The following is a 14057-nucleotide window of genomic DNA, read 5'->3' as shown; positions in this document are numbered from 1 at the left end:
ATGGCAGATTTTCACGGCGTGTTTCCCTATCTCGTCTCGCCGGCCGACGACGAGGGGCGTATCCGCACCGATGTGCTGGGCCGCCTGTGCGGCGATCTCATCGGCGCGGGCGTGCATGGCCTGACGCCGCTCGGCTCGACCGGCGAATTCGCCTATCTCAATCGCGAGCAGCGCAGGACGGTGGTGCAGACCACGATCGATGCGGCAGGCGGGCGCGTGCCGGTGGTGGCAGGCGTGGCCTCGACCTCGACGGTGGATGCGGTGGCGCAGGCGAAGTCGTATCAGAAGCTCGGCGCCAACGGCATCCTGGCCATTCTCGAAGCGTACTTTCCGCTCAAGGATGCGCAGATCGAATCCTATTTCCGCGCCATCGCGGATGCCGTCGATATTCCCGTGGTGATCTACACCAATCCGCAATTCCAGCGTTCGGATCTGACGCTCGATGTTGTGGCGCGGCTCGCCGAGCATCCGCGCATCCAATATATAAAGGATGCCTCCACCAATACCGGCCGGCTGTTGTCGATCATCAACCGCTGCGGCGACAAACTGAAAGTGTTTGCGGCGTCGGCGCATATTCCGTCAGCCGTCATGCTGATCGGTGGCGTCGGTTGGATGGCGGGTCCGGCCTGTGTCGTGCCGAAGCAGAGCGTCGAACTCTACAATCTCTGCAAGGCGCACCGCTGGGACGAGGCCATGGTCCTGCAACGGCGGATGTGGCGGCTCAACGAGGCCTTTGCGCGCTATAATCTGGCGGCCTGCATCAAGACCGGCCTTGCGATCCAGGGCTACGAGGTCGGCGACCCCGTGGCGCCGCAGCCGGCTCTGACCGCGGACGAGCGCAAGGTGATCGAGGCCGTTTTGCGGGATGTCGGCTGATCGATTTATCGGCAACAGGATGTGCAAAAAGGGCAGTCCCCGCATGCGCATCCGGAGTTCGGCCCTATGCGGCGGGCCTGTTGGCTCACGCGGTATTTCTGGGTTAGAACAGCTCCAGCCAGTTTGCACTTGAAGGACGTCTGATGAACATTCTGCCCGGCAATATGCGCTTCGGCGCGGGTCTTTCTCCCAAGCGTCTCGAAGATCAAAGACTTCTCACCGGGCAGGGTAAATTCATCGACGACAAGCCAGAAGACGGCGCGCTGTGGCTGCATCTGCTGCGCTCGCCCCATGCCCATGCGAAGATCACCGCGATTGACGTGGCCGCCGCCAAGGCGATGCCCGGTGTCGAGGCGATCTACACCGGCGCGGATCTCGTGGCCGACGATGTCGGCACGCTGCCGACGCTGCCGATCTTCAAGCGTCCTGACGGCTCCGCGGCGACCTTTCCGCCGCGCCGGCTGCTGGCGCATGAGGTCGTGCGGTTCGCTGGCGAAGCAGTGGCAGCGATCGTCGCCACGTCGCGCGCCGCTGCCCAGCTCGCGGCCGAAGCGATCGACATCAGCTATGATGTCCTGCCTGCGGTGGTCGATCCCGTCGAGGCGATGAAGCCCGGTGCGGCGGTGGTCTGGCCGGATGCACCAGACAATATTGTCGCAGCCACCAGCTATGGCGATCCTGCCAAGGTGGAGGCTGCTTTTGCCGCTGCCAAGCATACGGTGTCGCTGGACATCGTGAGCCAGCGCCTCGTGCCATCGGCCATGGAGCCGCGCTCGACCATCGCTGAAGTCGACAAGAAGTCCGGCAAGCTGACCCTGTACGTGCAGTCGCAGACCCCGGCATCGACCCGCGATATCCTTGCCGACGCGGTGCTCAAGCGTCCGAAGGAATCGATCCGCGTGGTGGTGGGCGATATCGGCGGCGGTTTCGGCCAGAAGACGAGCCTGTATCCCGAAGACGGCGTCGTCGCCTATGTGGCCGTGAAGCTGAACAAGACGATCCGCTGGCGCGGTGATCGCACTGATGAATTCGTCGGCGGGACTCATGGTCGCGATCTGACGTCGACGGCAGAACTCGCGCTCGATGCCAAGGGGCGGGTTTTGGCCTATCGCGTGCGTTCGATCGGCGGCACCGGTGCCTATATGTCGGCGACCGCTGTTATCATTCCGCTGGTGCTGGGGCCGTTCGTGCAGACCGGCGTTTACGACCTGCAGAACGTGCATTACGACATCAAGGCCGTCATCACGCATACGGCGCCGGTGGGCGCCTATCGCGGCGCCGGCAGGCCGGAAGCCGTTTTCATCATCGAGCGCTTGATGGACGCCGCCGCACGGCAGATGGGCATGGATCCGCGGGCGATCCGCAAGGTGAATTACATCAAGCCGACGCAGTTCCCCTACAAGAACGCCGTCGGCCAGACCTATGACAGCGGCGCCTTCGCGCACATGCTCGACCGCGCCACTGAATTGTCGGACTGGGACGGCTTCGCCGCGCGCAAGAAAGCGGCGAAGAAGAAAGGTCTTCTCTACGGCCGCGGGCTGACCAGCTACATCGAATGGACCGGTGGCCCGGGCACCACCGAGAAGGTCAGTCTGCGCGCGACGGCCAATGGTCGCGTCATCCTGCATTCCGGCACCATGGCGATGGGGCAGGGCCTGCAGACCGCCTATTCGCAGCTCGTCTCTGAAGCGCTCGGCATTGGCATCGACAAAATCGATGTGATCCAGGGCGATACCGATGTGATCGTCGGCATGGGCAGTGTCGGTTCACGTTCGTTGTTCGTGGGCGGCACTGCTGCGGTGGTGTCGGCGGCCGACATGATCGCCAAGGCGCGCGAGAAGGCGGCCAACATGCTCGAAGCCTCGGTGGAGGACATCGAGTATTCCGCGGGCTTCCTCACCGTCGTCGGCACCGACAAGCGCGTCGGCCTGTTCGAAATCGCGAAGGCCGAAGACGGCGAACAGCTCAGCGTCGAGTCCACCGGCGTGGCGGATGGCCCGACCTGGCCGAACGGCACGCATATCTGCGAGGTTGAGATCGATCCGGAGACCGGCATCACCAATGTCGTTCGCTACACCACGGTCGACGATGTCGGCGTGGCGGTGAATCCGATGCTGGTGACCGGCCAGATCCACGGCGGCGTGGCGCAAGGCATCGGCCAGGCGCTGTTCGAGAACGTTCATTACGACGAGGATGGCCAGCTCATCACCGCGAGCTATCAGGACTATTGCATTCCGCGCGCCGGTGACCTGCCACCCCTGTCAGTGACATTGGACGGCTCGGCACCCTGCGTCACCAATCCGATAGGCTCGAAAGGCTGCGGCGAATCCGGCGCGATCGGTGGTCCGCCCTGCATCGTCAATGGCGTGCTGGATGCGCTGCAACCACTGGGCATCACGCAGCTCAATACGCCGCTGTCGCCCATCAAGGTGTGGGAAGCGATCAGGAGCGCAAGCGCAACGCATGGCTGAGACCCTGTAGGATGGGTAGAGCGTCGTCGCGAAACCCATCATGATCGGGTTCTATGCGATGGGGTTCGCGGAGTTTATCATCGGGCGCGCTTCGCGCGACCCGTTGGCTCGACCCATCCTGCGGATAACAAGAAACTTCAACCGGGAGAGAAAACACAATGAAGAGCTTCAAGGTTCTCGAATTCAACGAACCGCTCGGCGAGGTCGACGAGCAGACCCCGCAGCCGACCGGCACGCAGGTGCTGATCCGCGTGAAGGCTGCTGGCGTCTGCCATAGCGACCTGCACATCTGGGAAGGCGGCTATGAACTCGGCCACGGCCGCAAGAAGCTGTCGCTGAAGGACCGCGGCATCACGTTGCCGCGCACTATGGGCCATGAGACCGTCGGCGAAGTCATCGCCTTCGGTCCGGATGCGCAGCAGGAAGCCGGCAGCGTCAAGATTGGCGATATCGCGCTGGCCTATCCGTGGATCGGCTGCGGCAAATGTGCGGTCTGCCTTGCTGGTGACGAGAATCTCTGCCTCGCGCCGCGCTGCCTCGGCGTACATTGCGACGGAGGTTACTCCGATCACCTCATGGTGCCGCATCCGCGCTACCTGATCGACCTCAAGGGCATGGATCCGGTCATCGCCGCGCCTTACGCCTGCTCGGGCGTCACCACCTATAGCGCGCTGAAGAAGATCGAGAGCGATCTCGGCAATCCGATCGTGATCTTCGGCGCTGGCGGACTCGGCCTGATGGCGCTTGAATTGTTGAAGGCGATGGGCGGCAAGGGCGCCATCGTTGTCGATATCGATGCGCGAAAGCGCGAAGCGGCGATCAAGGCCGGCGCTCTGGCGGCCGTGGATGGCAATGCGCCCGACGCGCTTGAGCAGCTTGCCAAGGCCGCCGGTCAGCCGATCCTGTCGGTGATCGATCTGGTCGGCACTCCGTCGACGACGCAGCTCGGCTTCGATGTGCTGTCGAAGGGCGGCAAGCTGATCATGGTAGGCCTGTTCGGTGGCGGCGCCACCTGGGCGCTGCCGCTGATCGCCATGAAGGCGCTCACCATCCAGGGCAGCTATGTCGGCAATCTCCGCGAGACCAAGGAATTGCTGGAGCTGGTGCGCACCAAGAAGGTTCAGCCAATCCCGACGAGCCCGATGCCGCTCGCAAAGGCCAATGCGGCGCTGAACGACCTGAAAGACGGCAAGCTGGTCGGCCGTGCGATCCTTACGCCGGCGTAAGGTTGAAGCATTCGTTCTGATATCGAGAAGCGGCCTTCGGGCCGCTTCTCTTTGTCCCGAAGGCAATTAGCCGGCCGTTACATCCACGAGCTCTTCGCCATCCAACACACGCTTCGCCTTGGCATGGTCGAGGTCGCCTTCCCATGCACCGACCACGACGGTGGCAACGCAGTTGCCGATCAGGTTACCGAGCGCGCGGGCCATGCCGATGAACCAGTCTACCGACAGCACCAGCACGAGGCCGATGGCGGGAATGCTCGGCACGGCATTCAGCGTCGCGGCAAGGATCACGATCGCTGAGCCCGGTACGCCATGGGCGCCTTTCGATGTGACGAGTGAGACGCCGAGCACCAGCATGAGGTCGCCGAAGGACAGCGGTGTATTCGTGGCCTGCGCGATGAACACGACGGCCAGCGTCAGATAGATCGAGAAGGCGTCAAGATTGAACGAGTATCCGGTCGGGATCACGAGGCCGACCACGTTGTCCTTGACGCCAAGCCGTTCGAGTTTGCGCATGACCTGGGGCAGCACCGCATCCGATGAGGCGGTGGCGAGCACAATGGTGAGCTCCTCGCGCAGATAGTTTAGGAATTTGATGATGTTCAGCCCGGCCAGCGCCATCACGCCGCCGAGCACGCCGAAGACGAAGATCGCGACCGAGACATAGAACAGCACCACCAGCGAGACGAGTTGCTTCAGCGATCCGACGCCGTAGCGTCCGACCGTATAGGCGACAGCGCCGAGCACACCGATCGGGGCGAGGCGAACGATCAATCCCATGGCGCGAAACAGAACGGTCGATACGGCTTCGATGAAACTGGAGATGCGCTCGCCTTTCTCGCCGCCGACCAGCGCCAGGCTGGTGCCGAACAGGATCGCGAAAAAGAGCACTTGAAGCACGTCATTGCGCGCCAGCGCGTCGAACGAGGTGGTCGGAATGATGTTGAGCAGGAAGCTGCCGATGCCACCGCCCTGCAGCTTGTGAGCGTTGTCTGCGACCGTCGTGAGTGCCTTGCCGTCGAGCGAGGCCGGATTGATGTTCATGCCGTGGCCCGGACCGAACAGATAGGCCAGCACCAGGCCGACAACGAGCGCCAGCGTCGTCATGACCTCGAAATAGATCAGCGCCTTGACGCCAACCCTGCCGACCTTCTTGAGGTCGCCGGCACCCGCAATCCCATGCACCACCACACAGAACACGATGGGGGCCACAATCATGGAGATGAGTTTGAGGAACGCGTCGCTGAAGACCTTCAGGCCGACGGCGAAGTCCGGCACGGCGATGCCAAGGACGATGCCGAGCAGCAGGGCGACGAGCACCTGCACGAAGAGCGAGTGATAGAGAGGCTTGCGGACTGGTTCGATGGCGGTAATCGTAGCTGTAGACATGGTTCGCTCCCCCTGAGGTTCACGAATATTCCAGCAACAACTGTGCCACCGCTAGGTGCAGACCTGCAAAAATCTCGCCGCGGTTACGGCGAGTTCTTTTCGTGTCGAGGGGGATTGAAATCGAGCCGATCAGCGGCCGGGTCGCTCCGGCGGCCATGCGACGATTACTTCTCTTCGTCGGCGATCGCTTCCATCAGGACGACCATCTGGCGCTGGACCGTCTGGCTCTTGATGCGGCTGTAAGCACGAAGCAAGCGGAGGCTGAAAGCGCTATCGAGGAACAGCAAGCTTTCCACTTCGCGGCTCTTGCCATCGCCATCGTAGAAGAAGGTGACCGGCACATCGAGCGCCGTCGCAATCTGCTGAAGACGCGCAGCGCCAACGCGATTGACACCTTTCTCGTACTTCTGAACCTGCTGGAAGCTGACGCCCAGCTTTTCGCCTAAATCCGCCTGCGAAATTTTCTGCTCAACACGACGCAGACGGATCCTCTTGCCCATCTCAATGTCGGGTTTGCCGGCGCTACGTTGCTTCATTCGTCACCATTCAGCTTGTTTGAATAAGAAAGTTTGGTTTTATTTTCTTGGTTAGAGCTTCTTAGCCCGAGAGCCCTTAAAGCTAACTTTCAAAGGCATCTCTGTTATACACATCGTCATCACGATTGGGATGGCTGAAATCGTCGCGATACTCGAATTGATCGATACCTAATCGCGAGGGTCATCCTATCGTACGCAAAAATCTTGCGGTATTCCGTTGCTACTTCGCATCGCTTGCAAAACTTCAAACGCAAACCGCAACTCAATTTCTATCGACACGGGCCTAGCAGCGGAAGCGAAAGTACAAGTTGGTCATCATGCTATACACACGTGACTCGCCTGACGCACGCAAGATAACTGAGAGTCGTTCGCATTCGTAAGCTGCAAATCTCTGGCATGCAGCATTCCATGCGATTTGCAGCGGCAATTTCGCATTTTACGATCTCCTGTGTAGCGCTGATGTAATATCACAATTCCGTGGGTGGTTGTTGCTACGTCCCATGCGCACCGGAAGTTTCATTCCAAATTCTCACTGGGAGAGAATTTCATTTGATCTCGTGCTGAACGCGACCGGTGTCCAGTGGCGCGCACCGACTGAGCAATATTGATCATACCGTTCGTTACTAAACATTGCTGTCGGTAATCGCGGAGTAGATCATGGTACGCAGCTCGCGCCGAACCGGATAGGCGCTCGATGGCAACAACTGCGTCATGAAGATTGCGATCAGCTGTTCGGCCGGGTCTATCCAGAACACCGTGCTCGCCGCGCCACCCCATCCATACTCACCGGCGCTGCCGGGGATCATGGTCTTGACCGGATTCATCATCACCGAAAATCCAAGTCCGAAGCCGACGCCGGCATAGCTCGCTTCGCTGAACATCGACGTCGACATGTCGGCGACGTAGGCGCCGCCGGGCAAATGATTGCTGGTCATCAGCGCAATCGTCTTCGGAGCGAGCAGGCGCACGTCGCCGAGCGCGCCGCCATTGAGGAGGGCGCGGCAGAAGGTGAGATAGTCCGCGGCGGTGGAGCATAGACCGCCGCCGCCGGAAATCATCGAGGGCGGAGACAGGAACGAACTCGTCGCGGGATCGTCCTGAAGAACGAAGCCGCCCTTGCCGTCGGCGGCGTAGCAAGCCGCGAGACGATGCGCCTTGTCGGGGGGCACAAAGAAGCCGGTATCCGTCATGCCGAGCGGATCGAAGATACGTTCCTGCAGAAATTGTTCGAATGGCTGTCCACTGATCTTCTCGACGAGATAGCCGATCACGTCGGTCGAGACCGAATAATTCCATGCATCCCCCGGGGAGAATTCCAGGGGGACCTTCGCGAGATCCGAAATCATCGATGTCATCGTGCCGGATTTTTCGATCTCGCCTATCTTGAGTGCACGATAGGCGGCGTCGACATTGGTGCGCTGCTGGAAGCCGTAAGTGAGTCCCGACGTGTGACGCAGCAGGTCGATGATCTGCATCGGACGGGCCTGTGGCTTCGTCAGGAATGGTGCCATCACGCCGGCCTGAAACACGCCGAGATTTGCCCATTCCGGAATATATTTGTGCACGGGTTCATCGAGCGTGACACGCCCTTCCTCCACCAGCATCATGAAGGCGACCGACGTGATCGGCTTGGTCATCGAATAGATGCGGAAAATCGTATCGTCCTTGACGGCGATCTTTCGCTCGAGATCGGCAAAGCCCTGCGTCGCGCTGTGCACGATCTCGCCGCGGCGATAGACCAGAAGCTGTGTGCCGGAAAAACGGCCGGCATCGACGTAGCGCTGCTTGAGATGCGCTTCGACGCGGGCCAGTGCGGCGGTCGACATGCCGACCTGTTCGGGTGATGCAGAGGAAGGGCTCAGGCTTTGGGACGATGGCATTGCAACATCACTCCGATGTGTGGACGCGGCTCGTTTCTATGGATGAAAATCAGCGGTTGTCCATATGGGTTTGTAGCGCGGCGAGCTTACGTGAAGCTCTGTTTGGTGTATTCTTAAAGATGCAATAGCGTCGCGTTGCTCAGGATGAATTATGACCCAATTCAATGACACTGAACTCACTGCGGCCGTCATCCAGAGCTTCGACAAGACGTCCGATCCGCGCACGAAATTCCTGCTGCAAGAACTCGTGAAGTCATTGCACGACTATGTGCGCAAGACCGATCTCACCTTCGGTGAATGGGAAGTGGCGATCGACTTCCTGACCCGCACGGGCCAGAAATGCACACCGATCCGGCAGGAATTCATTTTGCTCTCTGACGTGCTGGGCGTCTCGATGCTGGTCGACGCCGTCAACCACAGGGAGCGTGAGGGGGCCACACAGACGACGGTGCTCGGACCGTTCTATGTCGGCGAGCATCCCGTGATGGCGCATGGCGCCGATATCTCGCCGGGCCTCACGGGTGAGCGCATGTTCGTGCAGAGCCGCGTCACCGATCTCGATGGCAACGCGCTGGCGGGCGTGCCGGTCGATATCTGGCATGCCGATGATGACGGTTTCTACGACTCGCAGAAGGCTAGCTATGCCACGCAGGGTCCGTCGTCGCGCGCGCGCTTCATCACCGACAGCGATGGTCGGCTGTTCTTCCGCACCATTTTGCCCTGCAGCTATCCAATCCCGACCGATGGTCCGGCCGGAGGTCTGGTGTTGAAGACGGGACGTCATCCGATGCGTCCGGCGCATGTGCACTTTCTCGTCGCGGCGCCCGGCTATGAGCCGCTGATTACCCACGTCTTCATTGAAGGCGACGAATATCTCGACTCCGATGTGGTGTTCGGCGTGAAGGACGATCTGATCGCCACAGTCGAGAAGCGCAGCGATGCCTTCATGCCGGATGGTCAGCCTGCCACCGGGCCGTGGCATCTGATGACCTATAATTTCCGGATGAAGCCGGGCGACGGCGCGGTTCCGCAGCCGATGATGCCGGAAACGGCTGGAGCGTAAGCGATCCCAGCGATCTGCGGTCAGGTCGCGCTCCAGTCGCGTTGCGAGAGTTCCTGCAGCGACTCCAGGAAGAATTGATCGAACAGGAACGGGGCGTCGCTGTGTGCTGCCGATGGCGCGATGAGGGTGACCATGCCTAATAGCGCGCGGCCGAGTGCGCCGATGCGCTCGGCAAAAGCCTCAAGCCCGCTGCGATCAGAACTCTCGACGACTGCGTGGAGTGCGCCTTTGGTTTGTGCGATCTGGTGATCGACATCGTCGATGACACGATCGAGAGCATCGATATCGACATCCACAGTGAGAGCGTTGTCTTTGGTCGGTATCAGCGCGTCCTCAAGGACAGCTTTTCGGAACATATGAAGTTGCCGTGAGACGTCCTCGAAATGACCGAACGCTGCCGCCGCATTCGCTTCGAGGTCGCTTTTGCCCTGAGACAGGATCGCCGCCGCGGACACCACGGTCGCCGCCTTCAGGGTGCTGATTACCTTCCGAAGCGACGAGAGGGCGGGTTCGGTGATCACCGGAATGGTCAGCATGAAGCGGTCCGTTTGCTAGAAATTGGACCTGGTTGATAGCACCGATCCACGGGCCGGCACGCCGACGAAGTCGGCAAAATAGTACCTTGCAATTCACTGCCTATTCTGCGTGCGTCGCACAATAAATAAGCGACCCGCAAATTTTCGATGCGCGTGGCTCTTCGCGCTGGTCCTGCTGCCTCGGGGCAAGTGGCTGAAATTTATCGAAATTTCCATCAGGCGGCGATTGGCACGAACTTTGAATAGTTCTTAGCGACGCCATTGTAGCCGTCACAATCAATCACCAGCCAGCATTGCCATCATGGGGCTTCCCCCAGACGCGCCGCTATGTCCGTACGCCTTCGACCGAGGTGCGCTGTGACGAGGGGCCAATGACGGTGCAGGCGATCCGAGGCGCGAAAGGACGACATCAGAACATGACGAAGTCAGAGACCAACAAGCCGGGCTGCAAAATCAGCCGCCGCCAGCTTCTGAAAGCCGGCGCGGGAACCGCTGCCTTGCTCGCGGCCGCCCGACTGAACTTCCCCGGCGGCGCTTTCGCGCAGGATGCCGGGCCCGAAGTGAAAGGCGCCAAGCTCGGCTTCATCGCATTAAGCGATGCCGGCCCGCTATTCGTTGCCAAGGACAAGGGCATGTTCGCCAAATACGGCATGCCTGATGTGGAAGTGTCGAAGCAGGCCTCGTGGGGCACGCTGCGCGACAACATGGTGCTCGGCTCAGAAGGCAACGGCATCGATGGCGCGCATATCCTGACGCCGATGCCGTATCTGATCTCGTCGGGCAAGGTCACCCAGAACAATCAGCCGACGCCGATGTACATCCTCGCGCGTCTTAATCTCGATGCGCAGTGCATTTCGGTCGGCAGCGAATATCTCGATCTGAAAGTCGGCCTCGACGTTGCACCGCTGAAGGCCGCGTTCGAGAAGAAGAAGGCCGCAGGCAAGTCCGTGAAGGTGGCGATGACCTTCCCGGGCGGGACGCATGATCTCTGGATCCGCTATTGGCTCGCCGCCGGCGGCATCGATCCCGACAAGGATGTCGAGACCATCACCGTGCCGCCGCCGCAGATGGTGGCGAATATGAAGGTCGGCACGATGGACGCGTTTTGCGTCGGCGAACCGTGGCCCGGCCAGACCGTCAACCAGAAGATCGGCTACACCGCGCTGAACACCGGCGAGCTCTGGAACAAGCATCCGGAGAAGTCGCTCGGCATGCGAGCGGCCTGGGTCGACAAGAACCCGAAGGCGGCGAAGGCCATCACCATGGCCATCATGGAAGCCCAGCAGTGGGCCGACAAGATGGAGAACAAGGAAGAGCTCGCCACCATCATGGGCAAGCGGCAGTGGATCAACTGCCCGGTCGAGGACATCCTCGATCGTGCCCGTGGCAAGTTCGACTACGGCACCGGCAAGGTGGTCGAGAACTCGCCGCATATCATGAAGTACTGGAAGGACTTTGCGTCCTATCCGTTTCAGAGCCACGACCTCTGGTTCATGACCGAAGACATCCGCTGGGGCAAATACGAGCCCGGCTTCGACAGCAAGGCGCTGATCGCCAAAGTCAACCGCGAGGATATCTGGCGTGACGCGGCGAAGACCATGGGCGTCGCTGCCGCCGAAATCCCGACTTCGACCTCGCGCGGCAAGGAGACCTTCTTCGACGGCAAGGTCTTCGATCCCGAAAATCCGGCAGCCTACCTCAAGTCGCTCGCCATCAAGCGCGTCGAAGCCTGAGACACACGTTTAGGACCGATGCGGACTAGCTGAAATGACGGAGACAGTGCGATGAACATGCAAGCTATCAAGACGGAGCCGGCAACGGCACTGGCGAAGCCGCCGGTGGCGAGCGTCGCACTGTCTCCCAAGCAGCCGGTAAGTTTTGAAAGATACGCCAAGATGGCGAAAGAGACAGCGGCGCGGGTCATCCCGCCGCTGATCGTCGTCCTCCTGCTTGGTGTGATGTGGGAGCTCTTGTGTCGGCGCACCGGCTCAACGCTCCCGCCGCCCTCTAAGGTCTACAAGGACACCAAGGAACTGATCTTCGATCCGTTCTTCGACAATGGCGGTCTGGATAAGGGTCTGTTCTGGCATATCTCGGCCAGTCTCCTGCGTGTGGCCTATGGCTACTCGCTCGCTGCCGTCGTCGGCATCGCGCTTGGCACGCTGGTTGGCCAGTCGGTCTGGGCGATGCGTGGCCTCGATCCGATCTTCCAGGTGTTGCGCACCATTCCGCCGCTGGCCTGGCTGCCGCTGGCGCTTGCGGCCTTCCGTGACGGTCAGCCTTCGGCAATCTTCGTGATTTTCATCACCTCGATCTGGCCAATCATTATCAACACGGCTGTCGGTATCCGGAATATTCCGCAGGACTATCGCAACGTCGCCGCCGTGGTGCAGCTCAATCCGGTGGAATTTTTCTGGAAAGTCATGCTGCCGGCGGCTGCGCCCTATATTTTCACCGGTCTGCGCATTGGTATCGGCCTGTCATGGCTCGCCATCATCGCGGCTGAAATGCTGATCGGCGGCGTGGGCATCGGCTTCTTCATCTGGGACGCCTGGAATTCCTCGCATATGAGCGAGATCATCCTGGCGCTGTTCTATGTCGGCATTGTCGGCTTCGTGCTCGACCGCTTGATCGCGGGTCTGGGCAAGCTCGTCACCCACGGCACTTCAGTCAGCTAACATTTCGGTCAGCTAAGGAGAGATATCATGAAGGCATATCTGAAGCTCGACCACGTCGACAAGGTGTTCACCCGCGGCAAGGTCTCGTCCGAGGTGTTGAAGGATATCAACCTCAACCTCGGCAAGGGTGAATACGTCTCCATTATCGGCCATTCCGGTTGCGGCAAGTCGACGATGCTCAACATTATCGCCGGCCTGACACGTGCAACGGTCGGCGGGGTCCTCCTTGAGGATCGCGAAGTCAATTCGCCCGGCCCTGATCGCGCCGTCGTGTTCCAGAACCACAGTCTGCTGCCGTGGCTGACGGTTTATCAGAACGTCCGTCTTGGCGTGGACAAGGTGTTTGCCAAGACCAAGTCCCGCGCCGAGCGCGACGAATGGACGATGCACAATCTCAATCTTGTCCAAATGACGCATGCCAAGGACAAGCGCCCCTCGGAAATCTCCGGCGGCATGAAGCAGCGCGTCGGCATTGCCCGTGCGCTCGCGATGGAGCCCAAGGTGTTGCTGCTGGACGAACCGTTCGGTGCGCTCGACGCACTGACCCGCGCTCATTTGCAGGACTCGGTCATGGCGCTGCATCAGAAACTCGGCAACACCATCGTCATGATCACCCATGACGTGGACGAAGCCGTGCTGCTGTCGGATCGCATCGTCATGATGACCAACGGGCCATCAGCAACCATCGGCGAAGTGCTCGATGTACCACTGGAGCGTCCGCGCAAGCGACTCGAACTAGCGAGTAACCCGGTCTATCTCGACTGCCGCAAGCGCGTGCTCGAATTCCTGTATGAGCGCCACAAGTTCGTCGAAGCCGCGTAAGCATCTTGTTACCTCTTGACTTCCGAGGATAAACCGAATGAATGCGGCTCAGACTTTCCGGATAGCTGCAAATCATGAGTCGTTCGATAGGCCTGACGCGCGAAGAAATCATGCGCGTACAATCGTCATTCGATCAGATGTGGCCGAACTCCTCGGTCATGGTGGATCTGTTTTATGCGCGGCTGTTCGAGACATTGCCGGAAACGCGCCCGCTGTTTCGCGGCGACATGGCGCAGCTGAAGCACAAGTTCATCGCAACGCTGGCGGTGATCGTCGGCAGTCTCGACAATATCACAGGCCTGCTGTCAGTGATCGGCAAGCTCGCGAAAGACCATGTGCATTATGGCGTGGAAGCCGCGCACTACGAGTCTGTCGGCGAGGCACTGTTCTGGAGTCTGGGGCAGGGGCTTGGCGAGCGCTGGACGCCCGAGGTCGAAGCCTCGTGGTACAAGGTTTACAATTTCCTGGCGGCGCGCATGATTTCTGCGGCCTATCACTAGAACCACATCGCATTTTATCGCGCGCTGAACATTTGCTCACGCGGCGCGACACACAAACTCACCTTCCACTGCAAGGAGAG

The 14057-nt window shown here is 60.3% G+C and carries 12 protein-coding genes; 8 read left to right on the top strand and 4 right to left on the bottom strand.

The genetic code is table 11. The features are described from left to right. The 3 genes from RSO67_RS08580 to RSO67_RS08570 all read left to right on the top strand — a co-directional run bounded on the left by RSO67_RS08580 (nucleotide 1) and on the right by RSO67_RS08570 (nucleotide 4573). A complete protein-coding gene (locus RSO67_RS08580) occupies nucleotides 1-876 on the top strand; it encodes a dihydrodipicolinate synthase family protein (RefSeq protein ID WP_315843132.1) in 876 nt (291 codons plus the stop codon). Nucleotides 877-1019: 143 nt separating this feature from the next. After that, entirely contained in the window at nucleotides 1020-3347 is a 2328-nt protein-coding gene (locus tag RSO67_RS08575; RefSeq protein WP_315843131.1) for a xanthine dehydrogenase family protein molybdopterin-binding subunit, read from the top strand. A 158-nt stretch (nucleotides 3348-3505) separates the two neighbouring features. Next, nucleotides 3506-4573, top strand: a complete 1068-nt coding sequence (locus tag RSO67_RS08570) for an alcohol dehydrogenase (RefSeq protein ID WP_315843130.1) — start codon at nucleotides 3506-3508, stop codon at nucleotides 4571-4573. Nucleotides 4574-4639: 66 nt separating this feature from the next. On the opposite strand, the gene RSO67_RS08565 is transcribed toward RSO67_RS08570, so the two are convergent. The 3 genes from RSO67_RS08565 to RSO67_RS08555 form a co-directional block, all read right to left on the bottom strand. Further along, nucleotides 4640-5962: a dicarboxylate/amino acid:cation symporter gene (locus RSO67_RS08565; protein WP_315843129.1), complete on the bottom strand. Its 1323-nt coding sequence runs from the start codon at nucleotides 5960-5962 to the stop codon at nucleotides 4640-4642. Between the two features lie 164 nt (nucleotides 5963-6126). Beyond that, a complete protein-coding gene (locus tag RSO67_RS08560; protein ID WP_089265251.1) occupies nucleotides 6127-6498 on the bottom strand; it encodes a helix-turn-helix domain-containing protein in 372 nt (123 codons plus the stop codon). A 623-nt stretch (nucleotides 6499-7121) separates the two neighbouring features. Next, a complete protein-coding gene (locus RSO67_RS08555; protein ID WP_315843128.1) occupies nucleotides 7122-8378 on the bottom strand; it encodes a serine hydrolase domain-containing protein in 1257 nt (418 codons plus the stop codon). A 151-nt stretch (nucleotides 8379-8529) separates the two neighbouring features. Here RSO67_RS08555 and RSO67_RS08550 point away from each other — a divergent pair, with 151 nt between their 5' ends. Further along, on the top strand, nucleotides 8530-9441 hold the full coding sequence (locus RSO67_RS08550) for an intradiol ring-cleavage dioxygenase (protein WP_315843127.1): 912 nt from the start codon (nucleotides 8530-8532) through the stop codon (nucleotides 9439-9441). A 20-nt stretch (nucleotides 9442-9461) separates the two neighbouring features. On the opposite strand, the gene RSO67_RS08545 is transcribed toward RSO67_RS08550, so the two are convergent. Then, a complete protein-coding gene (locus RSO67_RS08545) occupies nucleotides 9462-9977 on the bottom strand; it encodes a hypothetical protein (protein ID WP_315843126.1) in 516 nt (171 codons plus the stop codon). Nucleotides 9978-10393: 416 nt separating this feature from the next. On the opposite strand from RSO67_RS08545, the gene RSO67_RS08540 reads away from it, so the two are divergent. From RSO67_RS08540 to RSO67_RS08525, 4 genes are all read left to right on the top strand, one after another. Next, nucleotides 10394-11710 carry a CmpA/NrtA family ABC transporter substrate-binding protein gene (locus RSO67_RS08540; protein ID WP_315843125.1) on the top strand — a complete coding sequence of 439 codons (1317 nt, stop codon included), beginning with the start codon at nucleotides 10394-10396 and terminating at the stop codon, nucleotides 11708-11710. Between the two features lie 51 nt (nucleotides 11711-11761). Further along, nucleotides 11762-12655 (top strand): nitrate ABC transporter permease, encoded by an 894-nt coding sequence (gene ntrB / locus RSO67_RS08535; RefSeq protein WP_315843124.1) that lies wholly within the window; start codon nucleotides 11762-11764, stop codon nucleotides 12653-12655. Nucleotides 12656-12682: 27 nt separating this feature from the next. Next, nucleotides 12683-13477, top strand: a complete 795-nt coding sequence (locus RSO67_RS08530) for an ABC transporter ATP-binding protein (RefSeq protein WP_315843123.1) — start codon at nucleotides 12683-12685, stop codon at nucleotides 13475-13477. Between the two features lie 74 nt (nucleotides 13478-13551). Next, nucleotides 13552-13977 (top strand): globin family protein, encoded by a 426-nt coding sequence (locus tag RSO67_RS08525; protein ID WP_315843122.1) that lies wholly within the window; start codon nucleotides 13552-13554, stop codon nucleotides 13975-13977. Nucleotides 13978-14057: the final 80 nt, after the last annotated feature.

Origin of the sequence: Tardiphaga sp. 709, from assembly GCF_032401055.1 — a bacterium.
Taxonomy (GTDB): domain Bacteria; phylum Pseudomonadota; class Alphaproteobacteria; order Rhizobiales; family Xanthobacteraceae; genus Tardiphaga.
This window is presented reverse-complemented; position numbering and strand designations above follow the sequence as displayed.

Bases quoted from the DNA above. Each gene is read 5' to 3' on its own strand.
- RSO67_RS08580 (WP_315843132.1), top strand. From the start codon at position 1: ATGGCAGATTTTCACGGCGTGTTTCCCTATCTCGTCTCGCCGGCCGAC.
- RSO67_RS08575 (WP_315843131.1), top strand. From the start codon at position 1,020: ATGAACATTCTGCCCGGCAATATGCGCTTCGGCGCGGGTCTTTCTCCC.
- RSO67_RS08570 (WP_315843130.1), top strand. From the start codon at position 3,506: ATGAAGAGCTTCAAGGTTCTCGAATTCAACGAACCGCTCGGCGAGGTC.
- RSO67_RS08565 (WP_315843129.1), bottom strand. From the start codon at position 5,962: ATGTCTACAGCTACGATTACCGCCATCGAACCAGTCCGCAAGCCTCTC.
- RSO67_RS08560 (WP_089265251.1), bottom strand. From the start codon at position 6,498: ATGAAGCAACGTAGCGCCGGCAAACCCGACATTGAGATGGGCAAGAGG.
- RSO67_RS08555 (WP_315843128.1), bottom strand. From the start codon at position 8,378: ATGCCATCGTCCCAAAGCCTGAGCCCTTCCTCTGCATCACCCGAACAG.
- RSO67_RS08550 (WP_315843127.1), top strand. From the start codon at position 8,530: ATGACCCAATTCAATGACACTGAACTCACTGCGGCCGTCATCCAGAGC.
- RSO67_RS08545 (WP_315843126.1), bottom strand. From the start codon at position 9,977: ATGCTGACCATTCCGGTGATCACCGAACCCGCCCTCTCGTCGCTTCGG.
- RSO67_RS08540 (WP_315843125.1), top strand. From the start codon at position 10,394: ATGACGAAGTCAGAGACCAACAAGCCGGGCTGCAAAATCAGCCGCCGC.
- ntrB (WP_315843124.1), top strand. From the start codon at position 11,762: ATGAACATGCAAGCTATCAAGACGGAGCCGGCAACGGCACTGGCGAAG.
- RSO67_RS08530 (WP_315843123.1), top strand. From the start codon at position 12,683: ATGAAGGCATATCTGAAGCTCGACCACGTCGACAAGGTGTTCACCCGC.
- RSO67_RS08525 (WP_315843122.1), top strand. From the start codon at position 13,552: ATGAGTCGTTCGATAGGCCTGACGCGCGAAGAAATCATGCGCGTACAA.